Genomic DNA, 18,330 nt, shown 5'->3' on the forward strand with positions numbered 1-18,330 from the left:
CAGCTTAGAGCTTGCCGCGGCTGCGCAGGAGGTCGGCCACGACTTTCGCGCCGATCTCCGCCATGTTCTGCTTGAGCGTCAGATGCATCTGCGTGAAGTGCTCGCGCAGGAACGTGGCGTTGCCGTGGTCGCTCAGTTGCAGCAGCGTTTCGCGCGCGAGCGCCTCGGGCGTTGCGTCGTCTTGCAACAGCTCGGGCACAACAAAGCGGCCCGATAGGATGTTCGGCAGCCCCACGTACGGCAGATAGCCTTTGCGCTTCATGATCTGCGCCGTCAGCCAGGGCACCTTGTAGGTGATGACCATCGGCTTTTTGTACAGCGCGGCTTCCAGCGTGGCCGTGCCGCTAGCCAGCAGAATCACGTCAGCCGCTTCCATGGCCGCATGCGATTGGCCATCGACGACCCAAAGGTGCAGACCCGGATGCTCGGCACGCATGGCATCGATGCGCTCGCGCAGGGTGGCGTTGGCCGCGGGCAGCACAAACGCCAGATCGGGCTCCACCAACTGCATGCGCGCCATGGCGGCAAACAGGGTCGGCCCGAGATGCTTCACTTCGGAATTGCGGCTACCCGGCAGCACTGCCACGACCTTGCGGCCCAGCGGCAGCCCGAGGCGCGTACGTGCGCCTTCCACGTCCGGCACCAGGGGGATCTCATCCGCCAGCGGATGGCCCACATACGTGGCCGGAATGCCTGCCTTGGCGTAAATCTCCGGCTCGAACGGGAACAGACAGAGGATGTGATCAACCGCCTTGGCGATCGTCTTGATACGCCCCGCACGCCACGCCCAGATCGACGGGCTGACAAAGTGCACCACCGGCACACCCGCCTGGCGCATGGCGATCTCGACGTTGAAATTGAAGTCCGGCGCGTCAACGCCGATGAAGGCCAGCGGCGGCTTGGCCAGGAGATCCTGCTTGAGTTCCTTGCGGATGGTGAGGATCTCGCGCAACTGGCCAAGCACTTCCACGTAACCGTTGACCGACAGCTTGTGCATCGGCCAGTTCGACTGGAAGCCCTGCTCCGCCATGCGTGCACCGCCGATGCCGTTGTAGGCGATGTCGGCGGGCAGCTGTGCGTGCAGCCCTTTCAGCAGCAGCGAGGCCAGCAGATCGCCGGACGCCTCGCCGGCCACCATGCCGATGCGGCGTGCCGGCATGCTCTGCTGGTTCAACGCACGATGCCGCGCTTGGTGGCGGCGATGAAGTCAGCGAACGCGGTGAGCACCTCGCGGGTCGGGGCGTCGTCAGCCTGCGTGATCTGCGCAGCGATTTCCGCCTTGGCTTGGTCGAAGCTCAGGTCGCTCTTGTAGAGCAGCTTGTAGGCCTGGCGCAAACCGGTGATCTGCTCAGCCGTAAAGCCGCGACGGCGCAGGCCTTCCACGTTGATACCGTGCGGCGCGGCCTTGTTGCCACCCTTGTCGCTCGCGGCGATCACGAACGGCGGCACGTCCTGCACCAGCGCGGAAGCACCGCCCAGCATGGCATGCGCGCCAATGCGGACGAACTGGTGCACGCCCGACATACCGCCCAGGATGGCCCAATCGCCCACTTCCACGTGGCCGGCAATCTGCGCGTTGCTCGAGAACACCGTGTGGTTGCCCACGCGGCAATCGTGTGCGATGTGCACGTAGGCCATGATCCAGTTGTCATCACCGATGGACGTGATGCCGGCATCCTGTGTGGTGCCGGTGTGGATCGTGGTGAATTCGCGGATGGTATTGCGATCGCCAACGATCAGCTGCGTCGGCTCGTCGCGATACTTCATGTCCTGTGGGCGCCCGCCCACCGACGCGAAGTGGCCGATGCTGTTGTCGCGGCCCAGCGTCGTGTAGCCCTCGACCACCGTATGGTGGCCCACACGCGTGCCCGCGCCCATGCGCACATTCGGACCGACGACGGTAAACGCGCCGATCTCGACGCTCGAATCCAGTTCAGCCTTCGGATCGATCTGCGCGGTCGGATGGATCTTCTGTGCTTGCGTCATGCCTCGCCCTTCGGTTCGTCCTTGATGATGGCGCACATGATTTCCGCTTCGGCAGCCAGCTCACCATCCACCATGGCGAACACCTTGAATTTCCAGAAACCGCGCTTGCCACGCAGCAATTCGGCATGCAGGCAGAGCTGGTCTCCCGGCACCACCTGGCGCTTGAAGCGCGCGCCGTCGATGGCTGTGAACAGATACAGATCGTTTTCCTGGCGCTTGTGATCCGGATCCCCAAACGTCAGCAACGCGGCGGTCTGCGCCAGTGCCTCAAGGATCAGCACACCCGGCATCACCGGATGACCCGGGAAATGGCCGTTGAAGAACGGCTCGTTGAACGTCACGTTCTTGATGGCCTTGATGCGCTTGCCAGCTTCCAGCTCCACCACGCGGTCCACCAGCAGCATCGGGTAGCGATGCGGCAGCAGGTCGAGAATCTTCTTGATGTTGAAATCGCTGACGAGGCTGGTCGTCGCGCTCGTAGCATTCGTTGCTTCGGTCATGATTCTTTTCGCAGGTCTTTGACCTGCTGTTCCAGTTGTTGCAACCGTTCGCGCATGCGCGTCAGGCCTCGGACGATGGCCGCGTTGCGTTCCCAATCGCCATGCGGCATGAAGGGGAACACGCTGGTGAAATGGCCACCGGGCTTGGTAATGGATTTGGTGATGGACGTGCCGCCGGACACCGTCACGCGATCGGCAATCGTCAGGTGGCCGGCAAAGTTGGCCGCGCCGCCGATGATGCAGTAGCGGCCGATCTTCGTGCTGCCCGAAATGGCCGCACAGCCTGCGATGACGGTATAGGCGCCAACATGCACGTTGTGCGCGATCTGCACCTGATTGTCGATCTTGCAGCCCTGCTCGACCACCGTGTCAGCCATCGCACCACGGTCAATGGCGGTGTTCGCGCCAATCTCCACGTCGTCTCCGATCACGGCGCGGCCAGTCTGCGGAATCTTTACCCACTCGCCGCCCTGCGGGCCGAAATCGGGTGCAAAGCCGAAGCCGTCCGCGCCGATCACCACGCCGCTGTGCAAAATGCAGCGCGCGCCAACGACGCAGCCGTGGTAGATCGAAACATTGGCATTGAGCAGCGTGTCGTCGCCGATACGGGCATCCGCGCCGACAAAGCTATTGCCGGCAATGCGCACGCGCTCACCGAGTACGGCACCCGATTCGATCGTGACATTCGGGCCGATCGAGCAGGACGCCGGCACCACAGCGTCTTCGCCCACGCTGGCACTCGGGTGAACGCCCGGCACAACAGGCCGCGCCGCCAGCGCAACAAAGCGCTGGGCAACACGCGCGAATGCAGCATACGGATTGGCTGCCACCAGCCAGTTACGACCAGCAACGTGGCCCTGGCCTTGGAGCGTTTCCAGATCACGGGGCGATACGATGATCGCACCCGCGCCGGAGCTCACAGCCTGATTGAGGTACAGCGGATTCGAGAGAAAAGCGAGCTGATCTGCGCCGGCCTGGTCGAGCGGCGCGATCGACTTGACGATCAGGCCAGCGTCACCCTGGACGGTCGCGCCGAGCGACGCGGCAAGTTCACCAAGCGAAAACGACATGCAAACAACCTCATTTCGCCGATTGCGAATTGAGCGCCTTCAGCACCTCGTCGGTGATGTCGATGCGCGGGTTCACGTACACGGCCTCTTGCACGATCAGGTCGTACTTGCGTTGCTCGGCGATCGAGCGGATCACGCGATTGGCGCGCTCCAGCACTTGCGCCAGCTCTTCATTGCGGCGCTGGTTCAGGTCTTCGCGGAATTCACGCTGCTTGCGCTGGAAATCGCGGTCCAGATCGGACAGCTCGCGCTGGCGGCGGGTACGGTCCGAATCGGCCAGCACGGCGGAGTCCTTATCGAGCTTGTCGGACATGGACTTGAGCTTGGCAGCCATGTCCTGCAGCTCGCGATCGCGCTTGGCGAATTCGGTTTCCAGCTTGGCCTGGGCGGCCTTGGCCGGCTGCGAGTCGCGCAGGATGCGCTCAGAATTGACCGCCGCAATGCGGGCTTCCTGGGCAACGGCCGGCATTGCAACGGCCATGGCGATTGCAGCAAAAGCAGCGGACACGCCCATGCGGGACAACGTGATGCGCGTGGTTTTCATGATGAATGCGGTCATTAGAATGCCGTTCCGATCTGGAACTGGAAGCGTTGAGTTTGGTCTTCGGCCTTGCGCTTGATCGGGAAGCCCATGCTGATCTTCAGCGGACCGATCGGCGACAGCCACGACAGGCCGAAACCGGTCGAGTAGCGCATGTCGCCCAGCTTGTACGGCTGGCCTTCGGCGAACACGTTGCCGTAGTCGAAGAACGTGAACAGACGGACGGTACGGTCGACGCCCGAACCCGGCAGCGGGAAGATAAATTCGACGTTGCCGATGAACTTGCTGGCACCGCCGATGGCCACGCCATTGGCATCACGCGGCCCCAGCGTGCTGGTTTCGTAACCGCGCACCGAGCCGATACCGCCGGCATAGTAGTTCTTGAAGATCGGGAAGTCCTTGCTGCCGTAGCCATGGCCGTAACCGATTTCGTTGTTGAACGCCATCGTGAACGACTTCGACAGCGGATAGAACCACTGATGCTGGTAGTACGCACGGTAGTACGTCACGCCGCCCGGCATGCCGACTTCCAGGTTGGCCTGCTGATAGCGCCCGCGGGTCGGGACCAGTGCGCTGTCACGCTGGTCCTTCGACCAGCCGATCGTGAACGGGAAGTTATTCGTGACGCGACCGTTCTTAGCAACCCAGTTCTGGTAGGCCAGCGGCGTATTGCTCGTCACATCGATCGACGTACGCTCGTAACCGAGGCCGAAGAATACCGTGTCGGTTTCCGAGAACGGCACCCCGAACTTCAGGTTGCCGCCTTCCTGCACCACGCGGTAGTCCTGGTCACCCGTGTAGTACAGCGGGCGATACGTGCGGTAGTACAGCTCGGTCGAGCGGCTGATACCGTCGGTCGTGAAATACGGGTCGTACTGTGTGACGGCGATCGTACGGTTGGACTTGGACGTGTTCACGTCCAGACCCAGGCTGGTACCCGAACCGAACACGTTGTCCTGACGGATACCCGCCGACAGCACCAGCTTGTCGGTCGACGAGAAGCCCAGGCCCAGGTTGATCTGGCCGGTCGGCTTTTCGGTCACGTTGACGTTCACATCGACCTGGTCAGACGTGCCCGGCACATCTTCGGTCGTGATGTTCGCGTCGGTGAAATAACCCGTGCGGTTGATGCGGTTCTGCGAAAGCTGCAGCTTTTCACCATCGAACCACGAGGCTTCCATCTGGCGCATTTCGCGGCGCACGACTTCGTCGCGGGTCTTGCTGTTGCCGACCACGTTGACGCGACGCACGTAGACGCGGCGACCCGGGTCGACCACCAACGTGAGCGCCACCGTGCGGTTCTTCTGGTCGATCTGCGGCTGCGGGTTGATGGTCGCAAATGCGTAGCCATACGTGCCGAGCAGGTCGGTAATCGACTTGGTCGTCGACGACAGCTTGGCCGACGAGAACACATCGCCCTGCTTGAGCTTGATGAGCTTTTCCATCTCGGCCTGCTTGCCGAGCAGCTCGCCGGTCAGCTTGATATCCGACACCTTGTACTGCTCACCCTCGTGGATGTTCAGCGTCAGGTAGATGTCCTTCTTGTCCGGCGTGATGGAAACCTGGGTCGACTCGATGGCGAATTCCAGATAGCCGCGGTCCAGATAGAACGAGCGCAGCGCTTCCAGATCAGCCGTCAGCTTCTGCTTGGAGTACAGATCGTTCTTGGTGTACCAGGACAGCCAGTTCGGCGTGGACAACTGCATCTCGTCGCGCAGATCGCCTTCCTTGAAGGCCTTGTTGCCGACGATGTTGATCTGGCGAATCTTGGCGGTCGGGCCTTCGTCCACCGTGAAGGTGATCGACACCCGGTTGGCATCGACCGGCGTGACCGTCGTCGACACCTCGGCGGCGTAGTAACCGCGCGAAACGTACTGGCGCTTGATTTCCTGCTCGGCGCGGTCGATCAGCGACTTGTCGTAGTAGCGGGCTTCGGCCACACCCACGCCGCGCAGCGTGCGGCGCAGTGCTTCCTTATCGAATTCCTTGAAGCCGATGAACTCGAGCTGCGAGATGGCCGGACGCTCTTCCACGCGCACCACCAGCACATTACCTTCAGAACGAATCTGCACGTCCTTGAAGAAGCCGGTGTTGTAGAGCGCGCGGATGGACTCGGCGCCCTTGTCGTCGGTGAAGGTCTCACCCACCTTCACGGGCAGATAGCCGAACACGGTACCCGGTTCGACGCGCTGTACCCCCTCCACGCGAATGTCCTTCACGACGAACGGCTCCACTGCATGAGCCTGACCGGCAGTCACGGTCAGAACGGAAGCCGCCAGCACGCTGAGCGGGAAGCGATGTTGTCTGATCAATCTAATCCCCTAAATTGGATCCGGTTGGAATCCACTTCCGAGTGTTTTCAAAACCCTGGGTTGCCCGCTCACGCTGTGGGCAACGATGCGACTTGCCGATGCAGCTTTAAATACGGCCTAGCCTCGAGTCAGAAACAACCGACTCAAATCGTTGTACAAGGCGAGCGAAGTGAGAAGCAGAATACAGGCGACGCCGATCTTTTGAAGTACTGCTTGCCAGGATTCCGGCACGGGTCGGCCTGTTAAAAATTCCACGCAATAATACAGCAAATGCCCCCCATCCAATACCGGAACGGGTAACAAGTTCAGGACACCAAGGCTGACGCTGATCAACGCGAGAAAGCCCACAAACGGCTGCCAGCCAAGGCTCGCCGCTTTGCCAGCAAAGTCGGCCACCGTAATCGGGCCGCTCAGATTCTGCAGCGACGCCTGCCCCACGATCATCTTGCCCAGCACCTGCAGCGACAGCATCGACGTCTGCCAGACCTCGTGCACGGCATGCACCAGCGCGGCGCCTGGTTCATCACGAATCAGTGCCGTTTCGACCTTTTGATTGAGTTGCGCACCGAGCTTGCCGATCTTGGGGCCGTTCGGGTTCTTGGCGTCGGTGTCGGCATCCGGGCGGACGGGCAGCGTCAGCGGCTCGCCGTTGCGCAAGAGGTCAATCGAGGCGTTCTGCTCCGGCATGGCGCGAATCTGGCGGATGAGATCCATCGCCTGGTCCGCCGGCTGGCCCGCAAAGCGCACGATCTGATCGCCGGCATGCAAGCCCGCGCGTGCGGCGGCGCTATTGGGCAGGACGTCGACAATGGTCACCGGGCCACCCAGCAGGCGCAGGCCGATCTGGTCGATCACGTCGGCTTGCGGCGTACGCGCGGCGCTCGGCAGGCCTTGCAGACGGACGGTACGCTCGGCCCCATCGGTGCCACGCACCTGGACAAGCGCATCGTGACCACCAATGCCGGCCGAGTACAGACGCATACGCACCTCGTTCCAGCCTCGCACCGGCACGGGCGCTTCGCTTTCAGTGCCGATGGCGACCACACGATCGTGGGCCCGGAGATCGGCCTGCGCGGCGATACTGCCCGGTGGCGGCGCACCGAGGATGGGCAGTGGCTCCACCGCCCCCACCCACGCCAGCACGGCGTACAGCGCGATGGCCAGCAGGAAGTTGGCGATCGGCCCAGCAGCCACGATGGCGAATCGCTTGTAGACCGGCTGGTGATCAAACGTGCGTGGCAGGTCTTCGGGGAGAATCGGCGGGTCTTTTTCGGGGTCGCGCGCGCCCTCGCCCAACATCTTGACGTAACCACCCAGCGGGATGGCGCAAATGGTCCACTCGGTATGGTCGGGGCCACGGCCGACCCGGCGGAACAGCACCTTGCCGAAGCCGACGGAGAACCGCAGCACTTTCACGCCGCACAGGCGGGCGACGCTGTAGTGCCCCAGTTCGTGAATGACGATCAATACGGCGAGCGCAAAGACAAACGCTAAAACGGTCTGCAAGAACCTTCTCCGGATGCACTGAAGGGTACGCGCGGACACTGCCGCGCGAACGCGCTATGTTACCCGCTTGCTCTGATGAGCCGCTTTTTTACGCAGCAGACAACGGCAAGCACGCCGTGGCGATATAGCGCTCGGCCTGATTGCGCGCTGCAGCATCTGCCGCAAAAACCGTATCAAGCGAATCGGCCGGCACAATGGAGGTGCGCGCCAGCGTATCGCCGACCACGGCGGCAATGTCGGTAAAGCGGATGCGGCGCTGCAAAAACGCTTCGACCGCGACTTCGTTGGCGGCGTTCAATACAGCAGGTGCTGTACCGCCAGCACGCAGGGCGTCGAACGCCAGCGCCAAGCACGGGAAGCGACGCAGATCGGGCGCCTCAAATGTCAGGGTGCCGGTTGCTGCCAGATCCAGTAGCGGCACACCTGCGTCGATCCGCTCGGGGTAAGCCAGCCCGTACGCGATCGGCGTGCGCATGTCGGGGTTGCCGAGTTGCGCCAGCACCGAGCCGTCGTCGTAGCCGACCATCGAATGAATCACACTCTGCGGGTGAATCAGCACTTCGAGGTGTTCGACAGGCACGCCGAACAACCAGAACGCCTCAATCACCTCCAGCCCCTTGTTCATCATGGTGGCGGAGTCGACCGAGATCTTGCGTCCCATGACCCAGTTCGGATGCGCGCAGGCTTGATCGGGCGTAACGTCGACTAACGTTTCGACATCGCGCGTACGGAACGGGCCACCAGAGGCCGTCAGGACGATGCGCGACACGCCGCGCCCGAACTGCGGGGATTGCTGCGGCAGGCTCTGAAAGATAGCGTTGTGCTCGCTATCGACGGGCAACACGGTCGCACCGTGGCGGCGGACCGCCTCCATGAAGAGCGCACCGGACATCACCAGTGCTTCCTTGTTGGCCAGCAACACGCGCTTACCAGCGCGCACCGCGGCGAGCGTCGGACGCAAGCCCGCCGCCCCGACGATGGCCGCCATCACCGCGTCGCAATCAGAGTGGGATGCAGCTTCTTCCAGGGCCTCGGCGCCGAAGCGGATTTCGATGCCAGCGGCATCGGCACCCAGATGCTCCCGCAACGCGTCGGCACCAGCCTCAGAACCGAGCACGGCCATCTGGGGACGAAACTCTCGGCATAGCTTGGCCAGCTTGTCGGCCTGCGCGTTGGCGGTGAGCGCGAACACGCGGTACTTGTCGGGATGGCGGCGCACGACGTCGAGCGTGCTGTCGCCAATGGAGCCGGTGGCGCCAAGAACGGTCAAACGCATCATGTTCAGACGCCTCAGGAAATCAGCAGCGCGGCCAACGGGAACACCGGCAGCAACGCATCAATGCGGTCGAGCACACCACCGTGACCGGGCAGCAAGCGACTGCTGTCTTTCATGCCGACTTGGCGCTTGAGCAACGATTCAAACAAATCGCCGCCAACGCTCGCGGCCACCAACAGGATGGTCAGCACCAAGGCGACGCCCGCCCCACGCTGATCGAACTCGTGCGAAAACCACGTCGGCGCAAACCAGTGCGTCACGCCCGCCACCGTTGCGATCACCGCCACCAGCACAGCCCCCCCGATCGCGCCTTCCCAAGACTTGCCCGGGCTGATGGTCGGCGCCAGCTTACGACGACCGATCGCCTTGCCAACGAAATACGCGCCCACATCAGCCGCCCACACTAACACCGCCACCGACAGCAGAAAGGCGATGCCCTGTGCGCGCAGCACGCTCACGGCGTGCACGAACGCGGGCAGCATGATCCAGCCCAGTAGCGCGAAGATCGCCCGTCGCGCAGGGCTAAGCTCGCGCACGCCACCAGCCAGCAGTCCCCAGGCGACGACCCACGCGATCACAGCCAAATAGAACAACGGGCGGACATCGCCACGCGCCGGCATGTCGTGCCAAGCAATCGTCAACAACACGGCGACGACAGCATAGACAACCGGGCCCCACCAGCCGGGCAAGCGCACAAGCCGGCCCCACTCCCAGGCAGCGAGCGCAGCAAACACCATCACCAGCCCGACCAGGCCGGCGGGCGGCGCGAAGAACAGAATGGGCAGGATGACAATCAGCAGGCAGACAGCGGTAATGACGCGAGTCAGCAGCATGTGTCAGGCTCCAGCGGACAGCACGGGGGGAATACCCGGATCGAGCTGCGCACTGGTGCGGCCAAAACGGCGCTCGCGGTTGCGATACCAGGCGAAGGCGCGATCGAGTTCGGCGGCATCAAAATCCGGCCAGTAGCGATCGGTGAAGTACAACTCGGAATAGGCGAGTTGCCAGAGCAGAAAGTTGCTGATGCGCTGCTCGCCACCGGTGCGGATAAAGAGGTCAGGCTCCGGCGCATAGGCCAGCGCCATATACGGCGCAAGCATCTCCTCGGTGATCGCCTCAGGTGCAATACCCGGCTGCGCTGCCACCAGGGCACGCATGGCCTGGAGAATGTCCCACCGGCCGCCGTAGTTGGCGAGGATGGTGACCGTCAGGCCTGGGTTGCTGGCGGTTTTGGCCTCGGCCTCACGAATCAGCAACTGGATGCGCGGGCTGAATGCCGACAGATCGCCCACCACGCGCACGCGGATGCCGTTCTCATGCAGCTTGCTCACCTCGCGGCGCAGCGCCGTCATGAACAGCTTCATCAGGAAGGTGACTTCTTCGGCGGGGCGACGCCAATTCTCGGAGCTGAACGCAAACAGCGTCAGATAACCGACGCCGCGGCGCGCTGCGGCCTCGACCGTTGCGCGCACGGCATCGAGGCCACGGCTGTGCCCCGCAACGCGCGGCAGATGGCGCTCGGTTGCCCAACGGCCATTGCCGTCCATGATGATGGCGACGTGGCGCGGCGTGTCGGCGGTGTCTGGCACCGCCAGTGTGGAGCTGATATGCATGAATCGAGCTTCCCACCGCGCGCGCAGAGCACGCGTGGCAGGAGACGGCCTTACACCGTCATGATTTCCTTGTCTTTCTCGGCGACGAGCTTGTCGATCTCGGCGACAAACTTGTCGGTCAGCTTCTGGACTTCGTCACCGCCACGGCGCTCGTCGTCTTCCGAGATGGCCTTGTCCTTGACCAGCTTCTTGAGCTGTTCGTTGGCATCGCGGCGCAGGTTGCGCACGGCGACCTTGGCATCTTCGCCCTCGCCCTTCACGACTTTCGTCAGCTCCTTGCGGCGCTCTTCGGTCAGCGCGGGCGTCGGCACGCGGATGATGTCGCCCATGGTGGCGGGGTTCAAGCCGAGATCGGCTTCACGGATAGCCTTCTCGACGGCTTGCACCATCTTCTTTTCCCACGGCTGCACGCCGATCGTACGCGCATCCACCAGCGTCACGTTGGCGACTTGGCTAATGGGCACCATCGAGCCGTAGTAGTCGACTTGCACATGATCGAGCAGGCCGGTGTGGGCACGGCCAGTACGGATCTTGGCGAGATCCGTCTTGAGAGCCTCGATCGACTTTTGCATCTTCTGCTCGGTATTCTTCTTAACATCGGCGACGCTCATACTTCCTCCGAACGATAACGGCGGCCTGCCAGACATGCGCCCCGGAATTGGACACAGGGCAGCGGCAAGACCAAAAAGACAATAGGCGATTTTACATGGAAGCCGCACGCCAACGCCATTTGCGTTGACTTAGCGGCCTCGGGTGAAACAGGCGCTCGGGCCGCCTCAGACGTGCACCAGCGTGCCCTCGTCCTCACCCAGGATGACGCGCTTGAGCGCACCCGGCTTCTGGATCGAAAACACCTTGATCGGCAGCTTCTGGTCGCGGCACAGCGCGAAGGCGGTCGCGTCCATCACTTGCAGATTGCGCGAGATGGCCTCGTCGAACGTGATGGTGGTGTAGCGGGTGGCGCTCGGATCTTTCTTCGGATCAGCGGTGTAGACACCGTCGACCTTGGTGGCCTTCAGCACGATCTCGGCGCCGATTTCCGAGCCGCGCAGCGCGGCGGCCGTGTCGGTGGTGAAGAACGGGTTGCCGGTGCCGGCCGCGAAGATCACGATCTTGCCCTCTTCCAACTGGCGGATGGCGCGCGGTCGGATGTACGGCTCGACCACTTGGTCCAGGCGCAGCGCCGATTGCACGCGGCCTTCGAGGTTGGCGTGGCGCATGGCGTCCTGCAGGGCCAGCGCGTTCATCATGGTGGCCAGCATGCCCATGTAGTCGGCCGTGGCGCGATCCATACCGGCAGCGCCGCCCGCGACACCGCGGAAGATGTTGCCGCCACCGATCACCACTGCCACTTGCACGCCCAGCTTCACGATTTCAGCGATGTCGTTGACCATCCCTTCGATGGTGCTGCGGTTGATGCCGAAAGCATCGTCGCCCATCAGGGCTTCGCCGGAAAGTTTGAGTAGAACGCGCTTGTAGGCAGGCATGGAGATCCTCGTGACGATTCCTGGTACGGGAAACAGGAAGGGGGAAATGACAGTCGCGGCGGGCGAAACGGAGTTCGCCCATCCCGCAACCTTCTTGCGCGGAAGCCGTCCGGTCACAGTCACCGATCGGCGCCCGCGCAAGCAGGCTGCACCTGCAAACAGGGCACCTTGCGGTGCCCTGTCTGTTCGGCATTATACGATCGCGCCGATGGAGAGAAGTTGCCCAGCCGGCCTCGTTGGCCAGCCCTGGTGGGCGGATCGACTCGCCATCGGAAGCAATCGGTGCAGCATTACGCCTGTTGCTTGGCGGCAGCCACTTGGGCAGCCACTTCAGCAGCGAAGTCGTCTTGCTTCTTCTCGATGCCCTCGCCCACCACGTACAGCGTGAACGCCTTCACGGTCGTGTTGGCGGCCTTGAGCATCTGCTCAACGGTCTGCTTGTCGTTCTTCACGAACGGCTGGTTCAGCAGCGAAACTTCCTTCAGGTACTTCTGCACGCTGCCTTCCACCATCTTGGCGACGATTTCAGCGGGCTTGCCCGACTCGGCAGCCTTCTGCTCGGCAACGCTGCGCTCCTTGGCGACCAGATCGGCCGGCACATCGTCAGCCGACAGCGACACCGGCTTCATGGCAGCAACCTGCATGGCAGCATCCTTAGCTGCAACTTCGTCACCTTCGAATGCCACCATCACGCCGATGCGGGCGCCGTGCAGGTACGAAGTCAGCTGGGTGCCATCGAAACGCTGGAAGCGGCGGATCGTCATGTTCTCGCCGATCTTGCCGATCAGGCCCACGCGCACGTCTTCAACGGTCGGACCGAAGCCGTCTTGCGACAGCGGCAGCGCGCCGACAGCGGCAACGTCAGCCGGTTTGTTCTTGGCAACCAGTGCAGCCACCGAGTTGGCAAAGGCCAGGAACGAATCGTTCTTCGAGACGAAGTCGGTTTCGCAGTTGATCTCGACCAGCGCGCCAGTGGTGCCTTCGACGGCAGCCGCCACCACGCCTTCAGCGGTGATGCGCGAGGCAGCCTTACCTGCCTTGTTGCCCAGCTTCACACGCAGGATTTCTTCGGCCTTTTCCAGGTTGCCTTCAGCTTCCGTCAGGGCCTTCTTGCATTCCATCATCGGCGCGTCGGTCTTTGCGCGCAGTTCTGCCACCATGCTTGCGGTAATTGCCGCCATTTCATGCTCCTTGTTTCAGATCGTCGTCCGGTCGCGCGCTGAAACGGTCTTTGCGTCTTCGCTTCGCGCCGGCCTGTCGTCCGGTTTCCATCCGGCCGCCCCACGAGATACGACGCGCGTGGGACATCCGCATGACAAATTAAAAAAAAGGGGCGTTTGTTACGCGCCCCTGTCTGGCCCTCACCTTTGATGCAACGCGTTTGCAATGCATCATCGACATGGCCTGACGCGCTTCCCGCTCGGCAATGCGGCGGGCGCGCGCCTTCTTGTGATTTAGCCTTCTTGGACTTCGACGAAGTCGTCGCCGCCGCGAGCGGCTTCCACGACCTCCTGAACCGCGTTGGCACGGCCTTCCAGGATCGCGTCGGCCACGCCGCGCACGTACAGTGCAACAGCCTTGCTCGAGTCGTCGTTACCCGGGATGACGTAGTCAATGCCTTCCGGCGAGTGGTTCGTGTCAACCACGCCGATCACCGGAATGCCCAGCTTGGCAGCTTCGGTCACAGCAATCTTGTGGTAACCAACGTCCACCACGAAGATGGCGTCCGGAATGCCGCCCATGTCCTTGATACCGCCGATGGACTTGGTCAGCTTGTCCATTTCGCGTTCGAACATCAGCGCTTCCTTCTTGCTCATGGTCTCGGTCGCGCCGGCTTCCTTGGCGGCTTCCATGTCCTTGAGGCGCTTGATTGAGGTCTTGACCGTCTTGAAGTTGGTCAGCATGCCGCCGAGCCAGCGGCTGTCGACGAACGGCATACCTGCGCGAGCAGCTTCTTCAGCCAGGATCTCACGCGATTGGCGCTTCGTGCCGACGAACAGGATGGTGCCCCGGTTGGCTGCCAGTTGGCGCACATACTTCAGTGCGTCCTGGTACATCGGCAGCGTCTTTTCCAGGTTGATGATGTGAATCTTGTTGCGATGGCCGAAAATGAAGGGGGCCATCTTGGGGTTCCAGAAGCGGGTTTGGTGGCCAAAGTGGACACCGGCTTCCAGCATTTCGCGCATGGTCACGGACATGAAATTCTCCAGTCGGGTTAGGTCTGAAGCCGCCCCAGACACCCCTCGCATGCGATACCGCATCTGACACGAAAGGCACCCGCGGTGAAGCGGCTCGCGATTTCAAGCACTGCCAGCCACACGGCCAGCAAGTGCTTAGCCAGCGATTATAGCGGCAAAAACCCAATCAACTCAAGACCTTCGGCAGATTGCCTGCCCGCATCGGCAAGACCCCCACTGGGCGCCCGAGAGCCCCGGCCGGCTCGCTTTGGTGCGATAATTCATGCTTTAGCCACAACGCAACGCCTTGCGCGCTTGCGTGCAGAGAACGTCACAGCATGGCCGTTACCATTCACACCGCCGAAGACATTGCGCAGATGCGCGTGGCCTGCCGGCTTGCGTCCGAAGTCCTGGATTACATCACGCCGTTTGTGAAGCCGGGCGTGACCACCGGCAAGCTTGACCAGCTGTGCCACGCCTATATGCGTGATGTGCAGGGCACCGTGCCAGCGCCGCTCAATTACGCGCCGCCCGGCTACCCACCCTTCCCCGCCTCGATCTGCACATCGGTTAATGAAGTCATCTGCCATGGCATTCCGGGCGACAAGGCACTCAAGAACGGCGATATCGTCAACCTGGACATCACCGTCATCACCAAGGAAGGCTATTACGGCGACACCAGCCGTACCTTCATCGTCGGCGAGGGCTCGATTCTGGCCAAGCGCCTGACGCAGGTGACGTTCGAATGCATGTGGAAGGGCATTGCCGCGGTGCGCCCGGGCGCACGTTTGGGCGACATCGGCCACGTGATCCAGCAGCATGCGGAAGGCGCCGGCTATAGCGTGGTGCGCGAATACTGCGGCCACGGCATCGGCAAGGTCTTCCACGAAGATCCGCAGATCCTGCATTACGGTCGTCCGGGCACGGGCATGGAACTCAAGGCGGGCATGATCTTCACGATCGAGCCGATGATCAACGCCGGCAAGCGTGACATCCGCACGATGCCTGACCAGTGGACCGTCAAGACGCGCGATCGCAGCCTCTCGGCGCAGTGGGAACACACGATCCTGGTGACGGAAACCGGCTATGAAGTGCTGACCGTGTCGGCGCTGACGCCTCCGCCGCCGGAGTTCGTGCGCGAAGGCACCCCCGCCACGGCCTGATCGAACGCCGCGGGCGCGCCGCAGCGGCCGCGCCCGGCCAATCTTTGCAGCGACCGGACTTCCGCGCCGGTCGCTGTTTCATTCACGCTCCATTCATGCACACCGCTGCCGCCGTCCCTGCCGAAATCTCCCCGCGCGACGCCCTGAAGGCCGAGCGTGCTCACCTGTTCGCGCAGTTTGACCAACATGCCAATGCGCATCAGTTGGTGACCAAGCTGGCGCGGGCGGTGGATCGCGCGCTTGTCCAGCTCTGGCAGGACGAGCAGATGCCGGCAGACTGCGCGCTGATCGCCGTGGGCGGCTATGGGCGTGGTGAGCTGTTCCCCTATTCCGACGTCGATATCCTGCTGCTCCTGCCGCAAACCGCTGACGAGGCGCCCGATGCCCTTCAGGCGCGCCTGGAAGCCTTCATCGGCCGCTGCTGGGACATGGGGCTGGATATCGGCTCGTCGGTGCGCACGGTCGACGAGTGCATCAAGGAAGCCGAGCAGGACGTCACGGTGCGCACGTCGCTGCTGGAAGCGCGCCTGCTCACTGGTGACGAAGGCCTGTACCGCACGTTCGAGACGCACTATCAGGGCCATCTCGATGCGGAAGACTTCTTCCAGTCCAAGCTGCTGGAAATGCGTCAGCGGCACGCGAAGTATCAGGACACGCCCTATTCGCTCGAGCCGAATTGCAAGGAAAGCCCTGGCGGCCTGCGCGACCTGCAGGTGATTCTGTGGATGACGCAGGCGGCGGGCTTCGGCTCGAGCTGGAACGAATTACTCGTCAGCGGGCTGCTGACACGCCGCGAAGCGCAGGAGCTGGCCAGCAACGAGCGCCTGCTCAAGACCATTCGTGCGCGCCTGCATCTGTTGGCGGGGCGTCGTCAGGACGTGCTTGTCTTCGACCTGCAGACGCAATTGGCCGAGGCCTTCGGCTACCGCCCGACCACCGCCAAGCGGGCAAGCGAACAGATCATGCGTCGCTACTACTGGGCGGCCAAGGCAGTGACGCAGCTCAACACCGTTGTGTTGCAGAACATCGAGGCGCGGCTGTTCCCGACCGAGCTGGGCATCACGCGCAAGATCAACGAGCGCTTTGTCGAACGGCAAGGCATGCTCGAGATTGCCGACCCCGACCTGTATCAGCGTGAGCCGTCGGCCATTCTGGAAACCTTCCTGCTGTATGAGCAGACGCGCGGCATCAAGGGGCTGTCAGCCAGCACGCTGCGCGCGCTCTACAACGCCCGCACGCTGATGGACGCCAAATGGCGCCAGGACCCGGCCAATCGGGCGCTGTTCCTGACGATCCTGCAACAGCCGCAGGGCATCACGCACGCGCTGCGGCTGATGAACCAGACCAGCGTGCTGGGCCGCTACTTGGTCAACTTCCGGCGCATCGTTGGCCAGATGCAGCACGACCTGTTTCACGTCTATACCGTCGACCAGCACATCCTGATGGTGGTGCGCAATATTCGCCGCTTCGCCATCGTCGAACACACGCACGAGTTTCCGTTCTGCAGCCAGTTGATGGCGAACTTCGACAAGCCATGGGTGCTGACCGTGGCTGCGCTGTTCCATGACATCGCCAAGGGTCGCGGCGGGGACCACTCCGTGCTCGGCATGTCTGATGCGCGGCGCTTCTGCAAGGAACACGGCATTGCCAAGGAAGATACCGACCTGATCGTCTGGCTGGTCGAGCACCACCTGACGATGAGCCAGGTCGCGCAGAAGCAGGATGTGGGCGACCCAGACGTCATCCGCAATTTTGCGGAGTTGGTCGGCAGCGAACGGCGCCTGACCGCCTTGTATCTGCTGACGGTGGCCGACATTCGTGGCACCAGCCCCAAAGTGTGGAACGCCTGGAAGGGCAAGCTGCTGGAAGACCTGTACCGCATGACGTTGCGCGCCCTGGGCGGCGCCACGACCGACCCGCACGCCGTGCTGGAGGGCCGCAAGGAGAAAGCGCGCGCATTGCTGCGTCTGGCCACACTGGACGATGCCTCGTATGAGGCCCTGTGGAAGCAGCTCGACGTGGGCGTGTTCATTCGCCATGGTGCGAGTGACATCGCTTGGTTCACACGGCATTTCTATAACCGCGTCAACACCGACGCCCCCATCGTGCGGGCGCGCATTTCGCCGGTGGGCGAAGGGCTGCAGGTGGCGGTGTATTCGCCGGACCGGCCGGACCTCTTCGCGCGCATCTGCGGGTACTTCGAGCGCAAGAGCCTGACCATTCTCGACGCTAAGATCCACACCACCAAGCACGGCTACGCGCTCGACACCTTCCAGGTGGCCGACCCGGGTACCGGGCTGGTGGAGCCCGGCCGCTACCGCGACATCATCACGCTGGTCGAGCACGAACTCGCGGAGCAGATTTCGCGCGAGACCGCCCTGCCCGAACCGCCGCGCGGACGCATCTCGCGCCAGTCGCGCAGCTTCCCGATCAAGCCGCGCGTGGACCTGCGCCCCGACGAGCGCGGCCAGTACTACCTGCTATCGATCTCCGCCACGGACCGCACTGGCCTGCTGTACGCCATTGCCCGTGTGCTTGCGCACCATCGCGTATCGGTGCACACCGCCCGCATCAACACGCTCGGTGAGCGTGTGGAAGACATCTTCCTGGTCGACGGCACCCGCCTGACCCAGGACAACAAACTGCAGCTCGCGCTGGAAAGCGAGTTGCTGGATGCGCTCGCCATTTGAGCACAGGGC

Annotated in this window: 16 protein-coding genes; 2 read left to right on the top strand and 14 right to left on the bottom strand. The window is 62.8% G+C overall.

Going from position 1 to position 18,330, the window contains the following annotated elements; genetic code table 11:
- Positions 1-4: 4 nt before the first annotated feature.
- The 14 genes from lpxB to rpsB all read right to left on the bottom strand — a co-directional run bounded on the left by lpxB (position 5) and on the right by rpsB (position 14,489).
- Positions 5-1,159: a lipid-A-disaccharide synthase gene (lpxB, locus tag ACN9M1_RS08120; protein WP_426398701.1), complete on the bottom strand. Its 1,155-nt coding sequence runs from the start codon at positions 1,157-1,159 to the stop codon at positions 5-7.
- Between the two features lie 11 nt (positions 1,160-1,170).
- Positions 1,171-1,986 carry an acyl-ACP--UDP-N-acetylglucosamine O-acyltransferase gene (gene lpxA / locus ACN9M1_RS08125; protein WP_426398702.1) on the bottom strand — a complete coding sequence of 272 codons (816 nt, stop codon included), beginning with the start codon at positions 1,984-1,986 and terminating at the stop codon, positions 1,171-1,173.
- Positions 1,983-2,486, bottom strand: coding sequence for a 3-hydroxyacyl-ACP dehydratase FabZ (fabZ, locus tag ACN9M1_RS08130; protein WP_426398703.1), 504 nt, complete (start codon positions 2,484-2,486; stop codon positions 1,983-1,985). Before fabZ ends, lpxA begins: the two co-directional genes overlap by 4 nt.
- On the bottom strand, positions 2,483-3,556 hold the full coding sequence (gene lpxD / locus ACN9M1_RS08135) for a UDP-3-O-(3-hydroxymyristoyl)glucosamine N-acyltransferase (protein ID WP_426398704.1): 1,074 nt from the start codon (positions 3,554-3,556) through the stop codon (positions 2,483-2,485). Before lpxD ends, fabZ begins: the two co-directional genes overlap by 4 nt.
- 10 nt (positions 3,557-3,566) lie before the next feature.
- On the bottom strand, positions 3,567-4,115 hold the full coding sequence (locus tag ACN9M1_RS08140) for an OmpH family outer membrane protein (protein ID WP_426398705.1): 549 nt from the start codon (positions 4,113-4,115) through the stop codon (positions 3,567-3,569).
- Positions 4,115-6,409 carry an outer membrane protein assembly factor BamA gene (bamA, locus tag ACN9M1_RS08145; protein ID WP_426398706.1) on the bottom strand — a complete coding sequence of 765 codons (2,295 nt, stop codon included), beginning with the start codon at positions 6,407-6,409 and terminating at the stop codon, positions 4,115-4,117. Before bamA ends, ACN9M1_RS08140 begins: the two co-directional genes overlap by 1 nt.
- Positions 6,410-6,526: 117 nt before the next feature.
- Positions 6,527-7,915 carry an RIP metalloprotease RseP gene (rseP, locus tag ACN9M1_RS08150; protein ID WP_426398707.1) on the bottom strand — a complete coding sequence of 463 codons (1,389 nt, stop codon included), beginning with the start codon at positions 7,913-7,915 and terminating at the stop codon, positions 6,527-6,529.
- Positions 7,916-8,003: 88 nt separating this feature from the next.
- A complete protein-coding gene (ispC, locus tag ACN9M1_RS08155; protein ID WP_426398708.1) occupies positions 8,004-9,194 on the bottom strand; it encodes a 1-deoxy-D-xylulose-5-phosphate reductoisomerase in 1,191 nt (396 codons plus the stop codon).
- Positions 9,195-9,205: 11 nt separating this feature from the next.
- Complete coding sequence (locus ACN9M1_RS08160) at positions 9,206-10,024, bottom strand: phosphatidate cytidylyltransferase (RefSeq protein ID WP_426398709.1); 819 nt, start codon at positions 10,022-10,024, stop codon at positions 9,206-9,208.
- Positions 10,025-10,027: 3 nt separating this feature from the next.
- The gene (gene uppS / locus ACN9M1_RS08165) at positions 10,028-10,804 is read right to left on the bottom strand and encodes a polyprenyl diphosphate synthase (protein WP_426398710.1); all 777 of its coding nucleotides are present in this window, start codon (positions 10,802-10,804) and stop codon (positions 10,028-10,030) included.
- Positions 10,805-10,854: 50 nt separating this feature from the next.
- Complete coding sequence (frr, locus tag ACN9M1_RS08170; RefSeq protein WP_410937997.1) at positions 10,855-11,415, bottom strand: ribosome recycling factor; 561 nt, start codon at positions 11,413-11,415, stop codon at positions 10,855-10,857.
- Between the two features lie 165 nt (positions 11,416-11,580).
- Positions 11,581-12,291: a UMP kinase gene (gene pyrH / locus ACN9M1_RS08175; RefSeq protein WP_009238238.1), complete on the bottom strand. Its 711-nt coding sequence runs from the start codon at positions 12,289-12,291 to the stop codon at positions 11,581-11,583.
- Between the two features lie 290 nt (positions 12,292-12,581).
- Positions 12,582-13,472, bottom strand: a complete 891-nt coding sequence (gene tsf, locus ACN9M1_RS08180; RefSeq protein ID WP_426398711.1) for a translation elongation factor Ts — start codon at positions 13,470-13,472, stop codon at positions 12,582-12,584.
- 273 nt (positions 13,473-13,745) lie between these two features.
- Positions 13,746-14,489, bottom strand: a complete 744-nt coding sequence (gene rpsB, locus ACN9M1_RS08185; protein WP_426398712.1) for a 30S ribosomal protein S2 — start codon at positions 14,487-14,489, stop codon at positions 13,746-13,748.
- 317 nt (positions 14,490-14,806) lie between these two features.
- On the opposite strand from rpsB, the gene map reads away from it, so the two are divergent.
- Together map and ACN9M1_RS08195 are read left to right on the top strand one after the other, a co-directional pair.
- Positions 14,807-15,631, top strand: a complete 825-nt coding sequence (gene map / locus ACN9M1_RS08190; RefSeq protein ID WP_426398713.1) for a type I methionyl aminopeptidase — start codon at positions 14,807-14,809, stop codon at positions 15,629-15,631.
- A gap of 95 nt (positions 15,632-15,726) precedes the next feature.
- On the top strand, positions 15,727-18,321 hold the full coding sequence (locus ACN9M1_RS08195; RefSeq protein ID WP_426398714.1) for a [protein-PII] uridylyltransferase: 2,595 nt from the start codon (positions 15,727-15,729) through the stop codon (positions 18,319-18,321).
- Positions 18,322-18,330: the final 9 nt, after the last annotated feature.

The organism is Ralstonia sp. R-29 (genome assembly GCF_049913345.1).
GTDB lineage: Bacteria > Pseudomonadota > Gammaproteobacteria > Burkholderiales > Burkholderiaceae > Ralstonia.